The 17,970-nt window shown below is 39.0% G+C and carries 13 protein-coding genes; 1 reads left to right on the top strand and 12 read right to left on the bottom strand.

Annotation, left to right across the window (positions count from 1 at the left end; genetic code table 11):
* Positions 1-131 precede the first annotated feature (131 nt).
* The 8 genes from WG906_RS08370 to WG906_RS08335 all read right to left on the bottom strand — a co-directional run bounded on the left by WG906_RS08370 (position 132) and on the right by WG906_RS08335 (position 11,459).
* Entirely contained in the window at positions 132-1,613 is a 1,482-nt protein-coding gene (locus tag WG906_RS08370) for a rubredoxin (protein WP_339992122.1), read from the bottom strand.
* The gene (locus WG906_RS08365; protein ID WP_339992121.1) at positions 1,610-5,134 is read right to left on the bottom strand and encodes a molybdopterin-dependent oxidoreductase; all 3,525 of its coding nucleotides are present in this window, start codon (positions 5,132-5,134) and stop codon (positions 1,610-1,612) included. Before WG906_RS08365 ends, WG906_RS08370 begins: the two co-directional genes overlap by 4 nt.
* Before the next feature lie 42 nt (positions 5,135-5,176).
* A complete protein-coding gene (locus tag WG906_RS08360) occupies positions 5,177-6,496 on the bottom strand; it encodes a NarK family nitrate/nitrite MFS transporter (protein WP_339992120.1) in 1,320 nt (439 codons plus the stop codon).
* A 117-nt stretch (positions 6,497-6,613) separates the two neighbouring features.
* Positions 6,614-7,465 (bottom strand): ABC transporter ATP-binding protein, encoded by an 852-nt coding sequence (locus tag WG906_RS08355; RefSeq protein WP_339992119.1) that lies wholly within the window; start codon positions 7,463-7,465, stop codon positions 6,614-6,616.
* Between the two features lie 30 nt (positions 7,466-7,495).
* Positions 7,496-8,284 carry a nitrate ABC transporter permease gene (ntrB, locus tag WG906_RS08350; protein ID WP_339992118.1) on the bottom strand — a complete coding sequence of 263 codons (789 nt, stop codon included), beginning with the start codon at positions 8,282-8,284 and terminating at the stop codon, positions 7,496-7,498.
* A gap of 46 nt (positions 8,285-8,330) precedes the next feature.
* Positions 8,331-9,542, bottom strand: a complete 1,212-nt coding sequence (locus WG906_RS08345; RefSeq protein WP_339992117.1) for a CmpA/NrtA family ABC transporter substrate-binding protein — start codon at positions 9,540-9,542, stop codon at positions 8,331-8,333.
* Between the two features lie 29 nt (positions 9,543-9,571).
* Entirely contained in the window at positions 9,572-11,122 is a 1,551-nt protein-coding gene (locus tag WG906_RS08340) for an alginate export family protein (protein WP_339992116.1), read from the bottom strand.
* Positions 11,123-11,201: 79 nt separating this feature from the next.
* Positions 11,202-11,459, bottom strand: a complete 258-nt coding sequence (locus WG906_RS08335; protein ID WP_339992115.1) for a hypothetical protein — start codon at positions 11,457-11,459, stop codon at positions 11,202-11,204.
* A gap of 413 nt (positions 11,460-11,872) precedes the next feature.
* Here WG906_RS08335 and WG906_RS08330 point away from each other — a divergent pair, with 413 nt between their 5' ends.
* The gene (locus tag WG906_RS08330; protein WP_339992114.1) at positions 11,873-12,592 is read left to right on the top strand and encodes a Crp/Fnr family transcriptional regulator; all 720 of its coding nucleotides are present in this window, start codon (positions 11,873-11,875) and stop codon (positions 12,590-12,592) included.
* Positions 12,593-12,629: 37 nt separating this feature from the next.
* Here the strand turns inward: WG906_RS08330 and WG906_RS08325 are convergent, their stop codons facing one another.
* From WG906_RS08325 to nirB, 4 genes are all read right to left on the bottom strand, one after another.
* The gene (locus tag WG906_RS08325) at positions 12,630-13,814 is read right to left on the bottom strand and encodes a molybdopterin molybdotransferase MoeA (protein WP_339992113.1); all 1,185 of its coding nucleotides are present in this window, start codon (positions 13,812-13,814) and stop codon (positions 12,630-12,632) included.
* Positions 13,815-13,855: 41 nt separating this feature from the next.
* The gene (gene moaCB, locus WG906_RS08320; protein ID WP_339992112.1) at positions 13,856-14,806 is read right to left on the bottom strand and encodes a bifunctional molybdenum cofactor biosynthesis protein MoaC/MoaB; all 951 of its coding nucleotides are present in this window, start codon (positions 14,804-14,806) and stop codon (positions 13,856-13,858) included.
* Between the two features lie 162 nt (positions 14,807-14,968).
* On the bottom strand, positions 14,969-15,331 hold the full coding sequence (gene nirD, locus WG906_RS08315; RefSeq protein WP_339992111.1) for a nitrite reductase small subunit NirD: 363 nt from the start codon (positions 15,329-15,331) through the stop codon (positions 14,969-14,971).
* Between the two features lie 77 nt (positions 15,332-15,408).
* Positions 15,409-17,910, bottom strand: coding sequence for a nitrite reductase large subunit NirB (nirB, locus tag WG906_RS08310; protein ID WP_339992110.1), 2,502 nt, complete (start codon positions 17,908-17,910; stop codon positions 15,409-15,411).
* Between the last annotated feature and the right edge of the window lie 60 nt (positions 17,911-17,970).

Genomic DNA, 17,970 nt, shown 5'->3' with positions numbered 1-17,970 from the left:
AAAGGCTTATGAATTCCTAATTTGTATTCAGATTGATGTTAATGAGATTTTTAGATTTAAACTTAAATTTTAAGATTGCCGCATACAAAGTTCCAAGAACCTGCCAGTATTGAGCCTGATTGTTTATAAGCTTAAATAGAATCAACTAAAGAATTCTTGTCCACTTCTATAAAATCCGATTTAGGGGCCTCACACATCTGGCAGCAATAATTTTCATCCAGTTTCTTAAAAGGAGTTCCCGCGGGGATATTATTTAAACTGTCTCCATAGAACGGATCATATACGGTTTGACAGTGTGTGCATTGATAAACGAGTACAGGAGCCTCTTCAGTTTTAATATCCTCATTCTTGTCCCAGTTTACAGCAGATAAACTGTTGCCGTTTGTCTGCAATTCATAAAAATAGTCACAAAGTTCTACTAATGTCGAGGGTAAGTTGTCGAGAGGCACTTCCTCTTTGTATGTTACAAAGTCTTTAGAATTAGGGTTAAAGTCACGGGTATGGAGGATATCAAAAATTTCCTCCTGATCTTCAAGTCTCTTTCTGATTATTACAGAACCAAACAAACCTGTTTTGGGATTAACTTTAATCGCAAAGCAGAGCTTAAACGTTCTTACGTCATTAATATCAAACTGTCGTACTAAATGATTTTTTAGTTTTAAGGCATAATCGCAGTTGTCTTCAATTTGCCAGTTGAGTTCATTGGAAGCGTGGCGTACGTTAATGCGGTGCTTAGCTAAAATCCAGTTCCAGCGTTTCCTTTCTTCTGCCGAAATGCCTTTAATAATAATTGATTTCCAGGGAGTAGTATTAATCTGGCCTATTCTGGATTGCAAACAGACTGCACAAACGTCTTTCAGGAAAGCAACAGAATATTCTTCGTTCCTCTTATATATACCTAACCAGTACTTGTCGTCATATTTGTTAAATCCCTCATAATAGGGAAGTTGAAAATCGGGGAGGATTAGTTGCTCCTCTGGATTTCGGGTCACCTTTTTATCTGAAGAGATCTCAAGGAAAAGCAGATTTCCATCTATGGCGGGCTGGTCGTAAAAATGACTTTTATTTCCCAGTATAACTTTTTCTATATCAAGGCTTAAAGCAGAAATGTCTTCCGTGTAAATTAAAGTTGGCCAGATATAAAAGATGTTGGTTTTCGGAAATCGGATATGAAGATGCCAGTAATTGCTGGTGTCAGAAGCAATGAAATTCAGGTTTCCTGTAAAGAAAGGAATGAATGTCTGATTGTTATCTGCCAGGTTGATCTTCAACTTTGGCTTCGTATCAAACAGGTCCATAATATCCTTATATACACCTTCTCTGAGCCAGTTTGAAGTACTGAAAATATCCTCTGAAACGTAGGAGCTTACAATGTTCGGATAGATATCTGTTCCAATTTCAAAATCAATATCTGCGATAGAAAATTCATGTTCTAAATCTTCCAGTTGCTCTTGCGCTACAGACAAAAACAGCTGCTGACGGTTACCCAGACTTACTTTTTCTATACCGGCCTTTTCGGCAGCATTTAAGATATCAAGTAAATCTCCTGCCGCAACTATTCCTCCGCGTAGATTTACTTTAATAAGATGTTTGCTATCAGTTTGTTCGCTCATATTAATAAGTTTGCAACAACTTGTTCATTTAAGGTTTCTTCCAAAATTCGCTTTACTTCCGGTTTGCAAGAACCACAACCAGTTCCGGCTCCTGTAGCAGAGCATAAATCTTTGAAAGAACTACATCCTTCATTAATTTTCCCTTTAATATTATCGGCACCTACATTATTGCAACTGCAAACCAGTTTGCCTAAAACCGGTTCGGCTTTTTTACCGCTTCTAAGCAGATGCAGGCGTTTTTCACTCAATTCTATTTTACCATCTATCAGTTCTCTAAACTCCTGGAACTCTGATTTATCTCCAATTAGAATAGCGCCTACTAAACGGTCTTCACGAACGATACATTTTTTATAATATCTTTTAGCTTTATCTATGAAAACAATTTCTTCATAGCTTTTATCATTTTCAGGGTATTCAGCCTCGCCAATACTGCATAAATCAAAGCCCTGAATTTTAATAATATTCATGAACAGACTGCCTTTATAATAACTGGCGATATCACCGTTGAGATAATGAGCTACAATTTCTGCCTGCTTTTCGGCTGCAGCGGTTATGCCGTATAAAACCCCGTCAAATTCGGCTATTTCTCCAATAGCGAAGATAGAAGGGTCGTTGGTTAATAAACGTTCATTTACAACAACACCACGTTTACAGTCCAGCCCGATTTCTCTGGCCAATTCTATATTCGGAACTGTACCGATAGCTAAAATCATAGCATCGCAATCAATTTTTCTACCACTGGCTAAACCTATACCGGTAAGTTTCGATCTTCCATAGAATAACTGAACTTCATCATTATAATAGATGTCGCAACCCTGATCAACCATTTCTTCATGCAGAAGCTGGCTTCCCAAAGGATCCAGCTGCCGGTTCAGAAAACGGGAGATTCGTTGTACAATGGTAATTTTAATGCCTATTTCACGCAAGGACGCCGCCATTTCAAGTCCCAGTAAGCCGCCACCTACAATCACTACATGACCGTTTTTAGGTACGTGTCTTTTGAAATTGTCGGCATCTAAACGACTTCTCATTGTAAATATTCCCGGAAGGGAAGGGACATTTCTCGGGACAGCCGCACGGCTGCCGGTTGCCATAATTAAAACATCATATGGGGTTTTAAGACCGCGTGAATCTGTAACGTATTTTTCCTCGCGGTTAACTTTTACAACGCTTATTCCTCTTAATAATCGAATATTATATTCAGGCTCTTCCGAGTCCTTCATTTTAACCAGCTGGTCCCATTTCTGCTCACCACTGATATAATCGGGAAGCATAACTCTGTTATAAAATGGGAAATCTTCTTTGCTGAAGATTGTAATTTCGTCTTCCTGGTTAATTTCCCGGTACGATTTAACAAATCCGAAAGAGCCCGCACCTGCGCCTATAACAACAATACGCTGAGCAGGCTTTTTATATTTTTCAATGCTAACTGCACAGAATTTAAAGTCAGGTTCCTTGGATATGGGATCAATAAGATCACTTGTAAGGTTATTTGCCCGATTTAAATCGTTACCCAGTATTTTACCCCAGTGCATAGGAAGAAAAACTACGCCTTTTTTAATTGCAGACGTAAGTTTTGCCTTCAACCGTACTTCACCACGGCGTGATTTTACAATTACTATATTATCTTCCTGGATATTCAGAGAGGCTGCATCATCAGGATGTATTTCTAAAAATGCCTGCGGAATATGTTTGTTAAGCTTATTTACTTTTCCCGTTTTACTCATTGTATGCCACTGATCTCTGATTCGACCTGTAGTAAGAATAAACGGAAAATCTTCATTTGGCATTTCACTCAATAAGACATCTGCCGGAGAGTGAATTTTGGCCTTAGTGCTTTCTGTATAAAACTTTTTATTTGTGAATAAGCGTGCTGTTCCGCTGCCAGTTTTTTTATTAAAAGGCCATTGAACAGTTTTATTCTTTTTTATAAAATCATAATCCAGTCCGCTGATATTAACGTTCGTTTTTGCGGTAAGTCTGGTATGTTCCAGGTAAATCTCTTCCGGCGATGTATAATCAAATCCGCTAAAACCCATTTTTTGCGCAAAGCGACAAATAATTTCCGAATCAGGAAGTGCTTCACCGGGAGCTGGGATTATTTTACTTATATGACTTATCCGCCTTTCAGAATTTGTCATAGTTCCTTCTTTCTCTGTCCATGTTGCAGCAGGAAGAACTACATCCGCATACTTTAAGGTTTCTGCCTTATGGGTAATTTCTTGAACAACAACGAATTTTGCTTTTTTAAGGCCTTCTTCTACATGCCGGGAGTTAGGTAAACTGGTAAGTGGATTTGTACAGATTATCCAGATTGCTTTTAAACGACCATCATTTAAAGCATCAAACATTTCTGTTGCTGTTAATCCAGGTTTAGGAGAAATGGTTGTTCCTTTCCAGAATTTTTGAACTTCTTCACGATGCAGAGGATTATTCAGATCCCGGTGCGCGGGAAGTAAGTTTGATAAGCCACCAACTTCGCGTCCGCCCATAGCGTTCGGTTGTCCTGTTAAAGAAAAGGGACCTGAGCCAGGCTTGCCAATGTGACCGGTAATGAGATTAAGGTTGATTAAACTGAGATTTTTATTTACGCCAATGGAACTTTGGTTTAATCCCATGGTCCACATTGTTAAAAATCCTTTTGCATTTCCGATGTATTGTGCCGCCAGCCGAATATCTGCTTCAGGAACACCACAAATAACCGAGGCTTCTGCTAAACTTTTTTCAAATACCAGTTCGCGATAGCGCTCGAATCCTTCTGTATGATTTTTAACAAAATCTAAATCGATATCACCGTTTTCGATAAGAGCACGACCAATAGCGTAATTTAAAGTAATATCCGTTCCCGGATTAAGCTGAAGGTGTAAATCAGCGATCGAACAGGAATCAGTTACACGAGGATCAACAACTATAATTTTAACATTTGGATTCTCAGCTTTATGAGCTTCTACCCGTCTCCAGATAATGGGATGGCACCATGCAGGATTAGCTCCGGTTACATAAAAGCAATCGGCCAGTTCAATGTCATCATAACATATAGGAACGCTGTCTTCACCAAGAGTCATCTTATAACCAACAACTGCACTGCTCATGCAAAGCCGGGAATTGGTATCGATGTTATTGCTTCCGATAAATCCTTTTATCAGCTTATTTATAACATAATACTCCTCGGTCAGGCACTGCCCGGAAGCGTAAAAAGCCACAGAATCGGGGCCATATTTTTCAATAAAGGTTTTAAAAACTGCTGCAGCTTTTTCTAAGGCATTATCCCAGCTAACACGTTGTAAAGGCATGCTTTTGTTTAGCCGCATTTGAGGGAATAGCAATCGGTCTGTTTTGTCATTAACGGTATAATGCAGGTTCAACCCTTTACTACACAACATTCCTTTATTAACCGGGTGATCCATATCCCCGGTTAAAGTAATTACATCGCTTTTGTCTTTATTGACTACAATTCCGCAACCAACACCACAATAGCAGCAGGTGGTGTTAAATGATTGATTATGTATTTTATGACTCAAAATTTCTCCTCTTTAAAAAAATGCCGCATTCCCACCTAAAGGTTAAGCTTGAACCCCAACCGGCTGTAATTCTAACTTATTAACATCGATTGCAGCTTCATCAGTTTCTTTTGAAATATTAAAAGGTATAAAGGTTACCAGTAAACCAATAACTGCTACCGTTATTCCTATATATAGAAAAGCGTCTACATAGGTAAGTGATTTGGCTTTAAAAAGAAAGCCGGCTAACATGGCCCCTAAGTTTCCGCCTGCTCCAACTATACCGCTAACAGAGCCAATAGCTTTTTTATTTACAAATGGTACAATAGAATAAGTAGTTCCATTCGCCATTTTTAAGAATAATGCAAAAATCAGCATGGAAACAATTGCCATCGTCAAGCTTCCTGATTTTGCGAATAATACAATTCCTAAACCCTGAAGGAGCAAAAATACACCTAATAATATTCCTTTTCCCCTCAAACCGTAGATATTTCCTACTTTATCACTCACAATTCCTCCTAAAGCACGGGCAAACAGGTTCATTAATCCAAAAATTGCAGCTAAAGCTCCGGCCATAACCATTGTTGTATTAAAATTGTCAACAAAAAAGATAGCTGCGACGTTATCAACCGTAATTTCGATCCCAAAACAGCAAGCATACGCTAATGCAAGAATCCATGTACGATAATCTTTCATTGCGGCAACAAAAGTGCCCTTGGTTTTAACTTTTGCGGTACGTTGAATTTCACTGTAATTTCCCTTTGGAGTATCTTTTGTGTATTTGAAGTAAATCACTGCCATAACCAGAAGAATAATGCCTGGTACAACCATTGCATAGCGCCATGAATCGGCTTCGCTCGAGTAACCTAATGTTACAAAAACGCCTGCGACTAATGGCATAACAAGATTAGTAACACCGCCCCCAAGGTTTCCCCAGCCGCCAGCAACAGCATTTGCTGTACCGACAATATTGGGAGCAAACATCATAGAGGTATGAAACTGAGTAATTACAAATGAGGCCCCGATAATGCCTATTACAAAACGAAATAGTAAAAAGCTTTCATAGCTGTCTGCCAGACCTATAAACATAACCGGAATTGCGCCTACGGCAAGTAAAATAGTGTACGACAGGCGAGGGCCTAAGGTGTCACATAACCGGCCGATAAGAAGGCGGGCAAATATGGTTGCAGATACCGATGCTATAATTATATTTCCGATTTGCTCTTTGCTTAAACCGAGTTGTTCTCTTATTAGAGGCATAAGAGGAGCGATACCGAACCAACCAAAGAAGCAAAAGAAGAAGGTTATCCACGTGATGTGGAAGGTTTTCATCTGTATTCCTTTAGAAGTAAAAATATTTAATTTATCAAGCGGTTTATTCATTGTTTTAGTGTTTGTTGTTTATGTTTTATTGTTTGTTCTTTTAACGTTTTGGCTGTCATCTTAATAGAGACGAGAAACTAAATTTAATTTCTTCCCGTCTCGCAACGGCAGCCTATATCAGGCTATATCATTAATGTCAAATTTGTCAATTAGTAAACTCAACAATCTATCATGAGTATCCATGTAGCCTGTTTCATGTACTATAGATTTTTTATTTCTTGGTCTGTCAAGAGGGATTTCTACAATCTCTTTAATTGTAGCAGCTGGACCATTATTCATCACCACTACACGGTCTGACAAGAAAATAGCCTCTTCAATATCATGGGTAACCATAACAATCGTTTTATTTCTGTTATCCAGATTCCATAATTTCAGAAGCTCAATATGCATGGAGCTTTTTGTAAGTGCATCTAAAGCACCAAAGGGTTCATCCAGTAATAAAATGCTTGGATTTATTGCAAAGGCTCTGGCAATGGCAACACGTTGTTTCATTCCGCCGGACAGATGACCAGGTAATTTATGTCTGTGTTCCCATAAATTCACCATATGAAGGTTTTTTTCAACCAGTTCCTTTTTTTCGCTGGCGGATAAGTTTTTAATAGCTGAGTCTACCGCTACATAGATGTTTTGAAAAACCGTCAGCCATGGCAATAGTGAATAATTTTGAAATACAATTCCTCTGTCAGGTCCCGGGCCTTTTACCAGGTTTCCGTTCGCATACACTTCACCCTGTGTTGGCTTAACCATTCCGGAAATAGTATTCATTAAGGTCGATTTACCACATCCTGAGTGGCCAATTAAGGTTACAATTTCTCCCTTTTTTACATTAAGGCTGATGTTATCAATGGCAGTGTAGATTCCCTTCTTGGATTTGAAAGAAACTGTAACATTATCAATTTTTATCGCATCAGCCCTTAAATCTGTCTCACCTGATTTAATAACCGCTGCTTCTGTTTCTGTAAGTATCATAACAATTCGTTTTTAGTATTTATTGACAGATTATTTATTCTCCCAGGTTAAAGCGTGTTGAGCAGCACTGAATATTTTATCCAGTATTAAACCTACCGTACCTATAATAAGGATGGCAATAAGAATTTTCTCAAGAGATAATCCGTTCCAGCTGTCCCAAACAAAAAATCCAATTCCAACTCCGCCGGAAAGCATTTCTCCAGCTACAATTACTAACCAGGCCACACCGATTGATAATCTTAATCCAGTGATGATATGAGGCAATGCGAAAGGAAGCATAATTTTAGTGACATATTTCCATTTAGAAAAACCAAAGGCTTTGCCTACATTTTTATGATCTGCCGGTATACTGGAAACTCCAAAGGAAGTGTTAATAAGTGTTGGCCAAAGAGATGTAATGGCTATAATAAATACAGTTGCACCTTCAGCTGCCTGAAAAGCAAGTAATCCTAAAGGAAACCACGCGAGTGGTGACACAGGACGAAGGATTTGAACCAGAGGATTAAACAAACGCATCATGATTAGGGAAGATCCCATCATCAGGCCCATAGGGATTGCTATAAGACTTCCAATTCCAAATCCAAGGAATACACGGTAAATAGAACTGAAAAGTTGATTTCCAATACCTTTATCATTTGGCCCACGGTCATAAAAAGGTTCAGCAATAAGTTCTTTAAACACTGCCCAGGTTGGTATCGGGCCTGGTATTTCATGTTCGGTAACTATGGCGACAAGCTCCCATATAAGTCCTAAAATCAACAAACTTCCGAAAAATGAAAGAATTGTGTATAGTGTGTCAAGTGTAAGTATCTTCTTCATCTTATCTGTTATTAAATCCCGGCATTACGCCGGGATATTTTTTAAATTATCTCTTCGTCGTTTTTAAGTATGTACTTATGTTTTTAGGATCAAATACTACATCGTAATTGGTCTTTATAGAATGCATGTCCGCCTGCACCGGTACATTCATTTCTTTTGCCACCTCAGCGAACAAATCATCAAGGATAAGTTTGTCAGCAATTGCTGCATAATTCGGCTCAGATTTTAAATAACCAAATCGTACAAATTGAGCAAGAAACCAATAGGCGTAAACTTTTTTAGGAGTGGTAACAATTCCGTTTTTGTAAAAAGTCATGTAATTGCCTTTGTATTTCTGAATACCCAAGTCACAGCCTAAATCACTGCTGCCTTGTAATCTGGCTTCGATTATGGCTAAAGGTGCATTTACGTAATACGGTTTAGTTAACCAGCTTGCCGCTTTTTTACGGTTACCCAGATTGTCTAGCCATTTTTGAGCTTCAATGATAGCTTTCATTACTTTTTTAAGATCGTCTCTTTGGCTTGCAGCAAATTTTGAATTCACTACGAGGGCTTTTTCCGGATGATCGCTCCATAAATCCTGACTTGCAATATGTGTGAAACCTACATTTTGAGCTGCCGCAACCCCACCCCATGGCTCGCCAACACAAAAGCCCTCCATGTTATCAACACGCATATTCGCGACCATTTGCGGTGGAGGAATAGTAATGATACCTACAGATTTTGCATTGATGCCAGCTGCAGCTAACCAATAGCGTAACCAGATGTCATGAGTTCCACCGGGGAAAGTCATGGCAAAAGTCACTTCTTTACGACCCTGTACTTTTTTTGTAGCAGCGGCGGCCTTATTTACTTCTTTATATCCAGTTAGTCCACAGAATTCCTTAGAAAGAGTAATTGCCTGGCCGTTGTTGTTCAACATCATTGCAATTTTCATTTCGGATCCGGCTTTACCGCCAATACCTGTATATACAGAAAGTGGCATAGAGAACAGGCAATGAGCGCCGTCAAGCTCGCCTAAAAGTATTTTGTCGCGAACATTTGCCCATGATGACTCTTTAGAAAGTTCAACATCTACACCATATTTAGCAAATAGTCCTAACTCTTTTGCCGCTACCAAGGGTGCGCAATCAGTTAGTGGAATAAAGCCTAGTTTTATTTTTTTTGCCGCAGCATTAAATCCCGTGGTAGAAACAATCAGCCCTGTTAATGCGATCAGCATTACAGATCTTTTATATATTGTATTGAATTTTTTCATCTCTATAATTCTAGTTTTTTTGAGTTTGATTATTGTTTGATAGCTACTGGTTTGGTGAAAAAGAAATCAGGACGAATATTCAATGAGATAAAGCCCCATTTCGCCTGTTTGTCTAGATTTGTCGCGGTCTGGCCCTTTGCAGCTTTCATTGCATCTCTTGCTGCAAACATCATCGAGTAACCAAGTTCAACAGAAGTAAATTTGTTTAGAGTGTAATTGGCTACCAGATCAATTTCATCTCCTAAATCTTTCTGAGGAGTAGCAGCCATTTTGTTTGCAACTGCGAAATGATGATAGTCGGCAGTGATGAAAAATTCATTGGCTGTGAATTTAGATTTCATGTAATAATTCAATAAGCCTGCGGCTGGTGAATTAGTACCTGCATAGAAGTAATCCATATATCCCCAGAATTTGTGAGGCGTGCCATATAAAGGGTCAAATCTTTTGCTTTCGGAAGTCGGAGTAGTCGTTTTATTACCAGATAATAAGTCAATACCCGGGCCTACGGTAAATTTTCCTTTGCTATATGTTGCAGCAACAGTATAATGATAAGCATTCAGCGCTTTTCCATCTCTGTCTTCGCCTAATTGCTGGTAGTAAGCGCCTTGAACAGCGATCTTTCCGAAACCGGAAGCATTTCCGAATGTAGGACTGATCATTGCTCCAACCGTGTAACGGTCGTTTGTTTCTTTCAGATTAAACATTCTTCCATAAACCAATCCTTCTCCCGCAGCAACAGAACCGACAGTGTATCGTGCAAAGGCATCTTTAAATCCAAGAATCGATATTTTTGTCTGATTGATTTTTTTAGAGATATATAAACTCTGAAAGTTTTTATAATCCTGGTTTGCAGCATTTGTGCTCGGAGGATTAGAAAAGGTCGGGTTTCCTGCTGCGGAACTGTTTCCGTTTGCAGCAATTAATGGAACCATTCCGGCAGGAGTAGGCACAAGTTCGCCGACATCATTTTTAATAAATTGTGGAATGTTTCCAGGGATATAAGTTGTTCCTGTTAACCCGAAATTGTCTGAGTTTTGATTATAAGCAAAGCCAAGATCAACTTGCCATCCATGATGAACGGTTTTTAATAGCGCCATGTCAAAGCGACGTCCTTGTTGCAACCAATCCAGGTTTCCAATAAGACGGGCATCATCATAAACCAGTTCCTGACGACCAATTTTAAAGGAAAGATTATCTAATAACTTGAAGCCTATAGTTGTATCTGCTTTATTTGCCAATACAACTTCGCCCCAACCTTCATGAAGCATTAGTCTGTTTCCATCTGCATTAGAAATAGTGGATGCATCCTGACCCCAAACACGTATATCCTGTACTGTAGCGCCAAACGTCAACCTATCCCATTTGTAGCCAAATGCTAATCTTGTGCGTTGAGAAATAAAGGATGCAGGCACTGATCCTTTAGGAACTAAATTTCCGACACCATCTCTTACTTCAGCTCTTGGACGTAGCTGACCTGTAAGGGAAATTTGAGCAAATGATTGCATAACACCTCCGTAAATCAATGCTGACGTCAGGAGAAAGGCCCTGGTGGATTTTTTTGTGATAAGATTTCTGTACATTTGTTTAAGTTTTAGTTTGTGAAAAGCAATTAGAACTATATCCCCGCTGGAGCTTCGACCTCCCCAGTGGGGTTTCTTTTTATATTTGATTCTGTTTGTTCATTGTGTAATCCTGTTTAAGTTTAGTTGAAGTAATACTATATACTGAAACTACAAAAGGGGTGATATAGGTTAATCCTATCTTCATAATTGAAACCTCAGGAAGTTGGTTGGTGAAAAATAAATTTCCCTGATTAATTAGATTTAAAAAGCTTCCAACTATAGCGCTTATAATGAAGCCTTTCTTAATAGTTGAGTTTTGGAAAGTGATTTTTGCTATTCTTTTTAAATTTTTCATTTTTTCCTTCCTTTTACACCATAAATTTATCTTATTTAAGATAAAAACAGAAAAAAAAATACGAATCAGGTGAATTTATATGATTTGAGTAATATAAAAGGGAAATATTTTGTAAAATATTAATTTTAAAGAGTTGATTATATCAAATTTTGAGTATTTCACAATTCAAGTAGGTGTGTAAATGTGATATTTCGCGGAAAAAGGTCCTGTAAATTTCAATTTTCGCATAAAAAAATCCTGTTTTTGTAATTTTCGTCAAAAAAAATGGCATTTTGTGTAATGTCGACGGTGTAAATCACGTATATTGTATCACTTTTTGTTGTATACGGTTTTTGGATATCAGTATAGGTTTAAAGCATATGTCTTCTTTTGGATATAGATTTTGGGTAGGGATTAAATAATAGTATTATAGAATGAAAAAAAGCAAAGTTGATTGCGATTTAAATAGCTGTTTTATGTGCAGAACCTGTTTGAAAGAATGGTTACCTGCTCTAGGTCAGAACAGAACTAATTATCAGTTTAAAAAAGGAGAGGTGATTTTTAGAGAAGGTGATCCTGTAAAGGGAGTTTATTTTGTTTATCAGGGAAATCTAAAAGTTCATAAGAAGTGGGGTAATGATAAAGAGCTAATTATTCGCTTTGCGAAGAAAGGAGCGATTTTTGGTCACAGGGGTTTAGGTAGTAATTTAGTATACCCGGTTTCGGCTACAGCGCTTGAGTCTTGTATCGTTTGTTTTATTGAAATTGAGTTTTTTAATGCCACATTAAAAGTAAATAATGAATTTGCATATTCTTTAATGATGTTTTTTGCAGATGAACTTCAAGAATCTGAACGGAAAATGCGAAATCTTGCGCATATGCCTGTCAAGGGAAGGGTAGCGCAGGCTCTGATTTCATTGAAAGAGAAATTTGGTTTAAATGAACGTGGGTTTATAGATATTGAATTAACCCGGCAGGATCTTGCCTCCTATGCAGGCGCAACCTATGAAACAGTTTTCAGAATAATTAATGATTTGGTAAATGACAATATGATAAAATTGTCAGGCAAGAGCATTGAAATTATTGATGAAGTAAGACTAGGTAGCTTAACGCAGCAAATGTCTGTTCTCCCTATAGAAAATGTGGTTTTGTAGAATATAATTGAAGGTTGAGATATATCATAGCAGGAAACTACAATTTAAAGTATTGAATTTCTTGCCCTTCAATTAACAGATCGATGTCTGAAGGATGAATTCCAAGAGCATCTGCATCGAGGCCCAGCCTAATATCTCCGGAGCCATTTAACTTGGTTGCCTCTACTTTTGTACCGGAATTGCAAAATTTAACCGGAAAAAACTCATCTAGGTTAGTTTTTTTGTCTTTTTTTCCATGAAAAAAGCTTTTTAGAGGAATTTGTGAAGGTAATCCTGCTGATTTTCTTAAAAAAGTCTCTATGAAGAGTTTAAAAGTCACAAACGAAGAAAATGGGTTTCCCGGTAAAGCAAATACGATAGGGCCTTCTGGCATTTTTCCGCACCAGAATGGCTTGCCGGGTTTGATGGCTACTTTGTGAAAGAGTTTTTTTACACCAAGGCTCTCTAAAACTTCAGGAACAAAGTCGGCGTCTCCCGCTGATACACCGCCACTTAATATCAGGATATCTAAATGCAACGCTTTTTCTATACTGTCTTTCAGCTCCGTTTTGCTGTCGGCTAAATGTTTATATATAAGAGGTTTGATTTGCCATCCTTTTAATAAAGATTTTAACATGTAAAAATTGCTGTTCCTTATTTCTACATCCGAAACCTCTTCATTTAGGTTCTTTACTTCGTTACCCGTTGTAAATAATGCAACTTTAGGGAGTGCCTCAACAGGGACTTTCGATTTACCAATGGTTGCCAGGGTGCCGATTACCGCCGGGGTGCACAGGCTATTCGCAGCAATCGCTAATTCGGCCTTTTTTAAATCTTCGCCTTTTCTGGCAATGTTTTTAAATTCTTTTAATGAGTCGATATTGAATGAGACCTTATTGCCCGATTCGACGGAATCTTCTCTTCGAATAACAGTATTTGCAGGGTAAGGAACAGCAGCACCTGTCATTATCTTGAAAGCAGATGCCTGATTTAATTCTCCTTCGGGGATATTTCCGGCGTATATTACTTCTTGTATTTCGAAAAGTCTGGTTCCCTTTATCCAGTCTTCGTGCCGTATTGCATAGCCATCCATAGCAGAACGATTGAATGGGGGATAGTCCCTGTCGGCAAACATATCTTCAGCCAAAACCCGTCCATCTGCCTCAGTAAGATCTATTACCTCGATTCCGAAAGATTTTGCCTGCGATGCAATTATGTTTTGCGCTTCCTGATAAGTAATCATTGTATATAGGGATGAATGTTAATTGCCTTTACCAGGGTTTCCTAGTGCCCGCCGCCCTTCATCATTTTGCGTGCATGAAAAACAGCTGGTATAATAGCTTCCATTGATTCCCTTGCGCCATCGCTGCTTCCCGGCAAAGTGACTATTAATGTTTGGGCAATGGAGCCTGCAACGCCCCGGCTCATCATTGCCAGAGGAGTGCGCATTTGACCATATGAACGTATGGCTTCCATAATTCCTTCGGCATCCCGTTCCAGAATGTCTTTAACAGCAGAAACTGTATTATCCCGCGGGCCCAATCCTGTGCCTCCGGTAGTAAAAATAAAATGAATGTCTTCAGCAACCCATTTCTTTATCTGCTCCTGAATTTGAGTTTTTTCATCCGGAACGATGGCGTAGTGAATTACAGATGCGTTTACATTTTCCAGCATCTCGCAAATTACTTTACCGCTGTTATCTTCCCGTTTACCCTGTGCCGTTGAGTCAGAACAAACTAAAACAGCGCAGGATGGTGAAGTTGAAAAGAACTTCTTTCTGTCACTTTTTCCGCCTTTTTTTTCTAAAAGTTTAATATTGCCGATCTCCAGCTGTGTATCAACCGGTTTTAGCATGTCATAGATTTCCAGGGCGGCCACAGAAACGGCTGTAAGCATTTCCATTTCAATGCCGGTTCGCCCGATTGACTTCGCATTTCCCAGAATTACAATTCCAGTTCTTGATAAAATACTTTCGCCGAAAAGTTCCGCATGCTTTTTATTGTCAATAAATTCAAAACTCATATCCATTCCGTCTATAGTAACAGGATGGCAATGAGGAAGAAGCTGTGGAGTAAGTTTAGCACCTATAAAACCCGCTGCGCGGGCAACGTCAAATAAATTTCCTTTTGGTAGCTGATCATTTTTAATCAACTCAATAGTATCTGGCGAGCAAAATAGTATAGCCACTGCTCTGGCAGTACGTAGTGTTATTTGTTTGCTGGTGATATCACGCATGGTTTTTTAATTTGCCCATAAAGGCTAATTCGCGAATATAAAGGTTTTTAGCAGGCTTGACTTATCAGAAATAAATCTCTTGAAGGTTATATACCTGAACGGGATACAAAAAACCCCGGTATTTCTACCGGGGACCTTTTATTTAACAACAACAGCCTATTACTAAACTGTTTCTTTTATTCCGATGTAGACCTTATCATCGATAACTCTTACCGGATATGTTTTTATTTCATAGTCCTCACCACTTAAGCATTCGCCAGTGATTAACGAGAATGATTTTTTATGAAAAGGGCATGCTACTTTAGGTTCGCATTCTTCTCCTGTACTTCCTATCATTCCTCTTGCAATAGCCATTTGTTGTTTGTGAGGGCACATGTTTTGAGTTGCGTACCATTCGTTACGACGTGTGAAATTAAAAACAGCTATTTGCTCGTCGCCATGTTTTACACAGGCACCACCGTTTTCGGGTACATCTGCAGTGGTGCAGGCTAAAATCCATTTTAGGGTATCTGTTGTGACTTCCATTATTCTCTTATTTACTAATTAATCAATGTTAATTGGCCCAGTTATTTAAAACTGAGCCAGGTTTAGCGTAATTGAGCTTACCACTCTTTTGCTTTCGTTTGTTCGCGCATCATGTCAAAGTTTACAGACGGGTCTTTCTCCTCAGGAGCGTTTACAAAGTGTACAAAGCGCTTGCGTAATTCTTCATTTTGCACAACTTCTTTCCATTCGCAATGGAAGCTGTCAACCAATCCCTGCATTTCTTCTTCCAGCTGATCGCAAATACCAAGGCTGTCATTCAGGATTACATTCTTAAGATAGCTTAGACCGCCATCCATTTTATTAAGCCATGTGGCGGTTCTTGTAAGCGGATCAGCTGTTTTGATGTAGAACATTAAGAATCTGTCGAGATATTTAACGAGTGTTTCTTTGTCTATATCGCTTGCAAGCAGTAAAGCATGCTGCGGTTTAGATCCCCCGTTCCCGCATACATAAAGGTTCCATCCTTTATCTGTAGCTATAACTCCAAAATCTTTTGACTGAGCCTCAGCGCATTCGCGGATACATCCGCTGACACCTCCTTTGAGTTTATGCGGCGCTCTGATGCCTTTATATCTCTCTTCAATTTCTATTGCAAAGGATACGCTGTCGTGTAATCCGAAACGGCACCAGGTGCTTCCGACACAGCTTTTTACTGTTCTCAGGGCTTTGCCATATGCATGTCCGCTTTCGAAGCCTGCCTCAATCAATTCTTCCCAGATAGCTGGTAAGTCGTTCATGTGAGCGCCAAACAAATCAATACGTTGGCCGCCTGTTATTTTGGTGTATAAATTATATTTTTTAGCAACCTGACCAATTACAATCAGTTTATCTGGTGTAATTTCTCCTCCGGGAATTCTGGGAACAACGGAGTAGGTTCCACCTTTTTGAATATTGGCGAGATAGCGGTCATTGCTATCCTGAATTGGGGCTTGTCTGACAATTAAATCATTCCACAGTCCGGAAAGGATACTCGCTACTGCCGGTTTACACGTTTCACATCCATCTCCTTTTCCATAATGATCAAGTGCTTCATCGTAAGAGCGGACATTGTTCATTTTCATGAGATCAATCAGCTCCTGACGTGAGTAATCGAAATGCTCGCAGATTACGTTTTTGATGTATATTCCACTTTCCTTCATGGTTCCGGATATTAAATCCTTAACCAAAGGAACGCAGCCGCCGCAGCAGGTTCCGGCTTTAGTGCATTTTTTTATTCCGTCTAAAGTGGTAATGTTATCAAGTTTAACAGCGTCACAAATGGCACCTTTGCTTACCGATTCGCAAGAACAGATCATTGCATCATCTGGTAAACTCATTATGCCCGACCCATCGCTTGATGCACCATTTCTCAATCCCAGAATCAAATCTTCAGGATTAGCTGGAAGTGTGATTTTATTTTTTACATTTTGTAACAGGATATTGTAGTCGTCGGCATCTCCAATTAGAATACCCCCAAGCAGTGTAGATCCGTCATTGCTAATGTTAATTCTTTTATATACTCCTTTATTGGTGTCTTCATAGAAAATAACTTTAGAATCAGGATCATCGATAAATGGATCGCCAAAGCTTGCTACATCAATTCCAATGAGCTTTAGTTTGGTGCTCATGTCAAATCCCGTGAAGCTTTTATCTGATTTTAAAAGCTTCGCAACTACAACATCAGCCATTTCGTAACCCGGCGCTACCAAACCATAAATCATTCCGCTATGTAACGCGCATTCCCCTATAGCGAAAATGTTTTCATCGTTTGTTTGCATGTAATCATTTACAATGATACCTCCTCTGGTGCCAACCTCGAGTCCCGAAAGTTTAGCCAGTTCATCTCTTGGTCTTATTCCCGCTGATATTACAAGCATGTCTACAGCTAAGGTTGACTCATCTGTAAATTCTAATGCTTCAATTTTTCCCTCACCAGCGACTCTCGCAGTGCTTTTATTTAAATGTATTTGTAAACCAAGTTCTTTAAGTTTCATTTGCAGCATGCTGCTGCCTGCAAGATCAATTTGTCTTGGCATTAACCTTGGAGCAAACTCAATTACATGTGTTTCCTGTATTCCTAAATCTAATAAAGCTTTAGCGGCTTCCAATCCGAGCAAGCCGCCACCCATTACTGCGCCATTCTTTGCTTTGGAAGCATAACTGCTGATCAGTTCCAGATCTTCAATTGTGCGGTAAACAAAAACTCCTTCTTTTTCTATTCCTGGGATATCAGGCACGAAAGCAGAGGAACCAGTGGCAAGAACCAGGTAATCGTACCGTTGAATGGTGCCTTTAAGTGAATGTATGGTCTTATTTGACCGGTTTATTTCTTGTACAGGATCATTGAGGTGTAGGTGAATGTTATTTTGCTCGTACCAGTTGGCCGGAGACATTGAAAGGTCTTCCGCTGACTTTCCGTTAAAATATTCACTTAGATGAACACGATCGTAAGCAGGTCTGGGTTCTTCACCAAACACAATTAATTTATAATCATCTGTTTTGGCTATAAGTTTTTCGCAGAACTTATAACTAACCATTCCGTTTCCTACTACTACTATAATCGGTTTTTCCTGCAGCATAACTTAAAATTTTAGTGTCAATTACTGTTTTTTAATGGGCGACGGGTCTGTTTTAAATAA

The organism is Pedobacter superstes (assembly GCF_037622515.1).
Lineage (GTDB): Bacteria > Bacteroidota > Bacteroidia > Sphingobacteriales > Sphingobacteriaceae > Paradesertivirga > Paradesertivirga superstes.
This window is presented reverse-complemented; position numbering and strand designations above follow the sequence as displayed.

Coding starts and splice junctions, on each gene's coding strand:
- WG906_RS08355 (WP_339992119.1), bottom strand. CDS start 7,465: ATGATACTTACAGAAACAGAAGCAGCGGTTATTAAATCAGGTGAGACA.
- WG906_RS08360 (WP_339992120.1), bottom strand. CDS start 6,496: ATGAATAAACCGCTTGATAAATTAAATATTTTTACTTCTAAAGGAATA.
- moaCB (WP_339992112.1), bottom strand. CDS start 14,806: ATGCGTGATATCACCAGCAAACAAATAACACTACGTACTGCCAGAGCA.
- WG906_RS08330 (WP_339992114.1), top strand. CDS start 11,873: ATGAAAAAAAGCAAAGTTGATTGCGATTTAAATAGCTGTTTTATGTGC.
- nirD (WP_339992111.1), bottom strand. CDS start 15,331: ATGGAAGTCACAACAGATACCCTAAAATGGATTTTAGCCTGCACCACT.
- WG906_RS08335 (WP_339992115.1), bottom strand. CDS start 11,459: ATGAAAAATTTAAAAAGAATAGCAAAAATCACTTTCCAAAACTCAACT.
- ntrB (WP_339992118.1), bottom strand. CDS start 8,284: ATGAAGAAGATACTTACACTTGACACACTATACACAATTCTTTCATTT.
- WG906_RS08340 (WP_339992116.1), bottom strand. CDS start 11,122: ATGTACAGAAATCTTATCACAAAAAAATCCACCAGGGCCTTTCTCCTG.
- nirB (WP_339992110.1), bottom strand. CDS start 17,910: ATGCTGCAGGAAAAACCGATTATAGTAGTAGTAGGAAACGGAATGGTT.
- WG906_RS08345 (WP_339992117.1), bottom strand. CDS start 9,542: ATGAAAAAATTCAATACAATATATAAAAGATCTGTAATGCTGATCGCA.
- WG906_RS08325 (WP_339992113.1), bottom strand. CDS start 13,814: ATGATTACTTATCAGGAAGCGCAAAACATAATTGCATCGCAGGCAAAA.
- WG906_RS08370 (WP_339992122.1), bottom strand. CDS start 1,613: ATGAGCGAACAAACTGATAGCAAACATCTTATTAAAGTAAATCTACGC.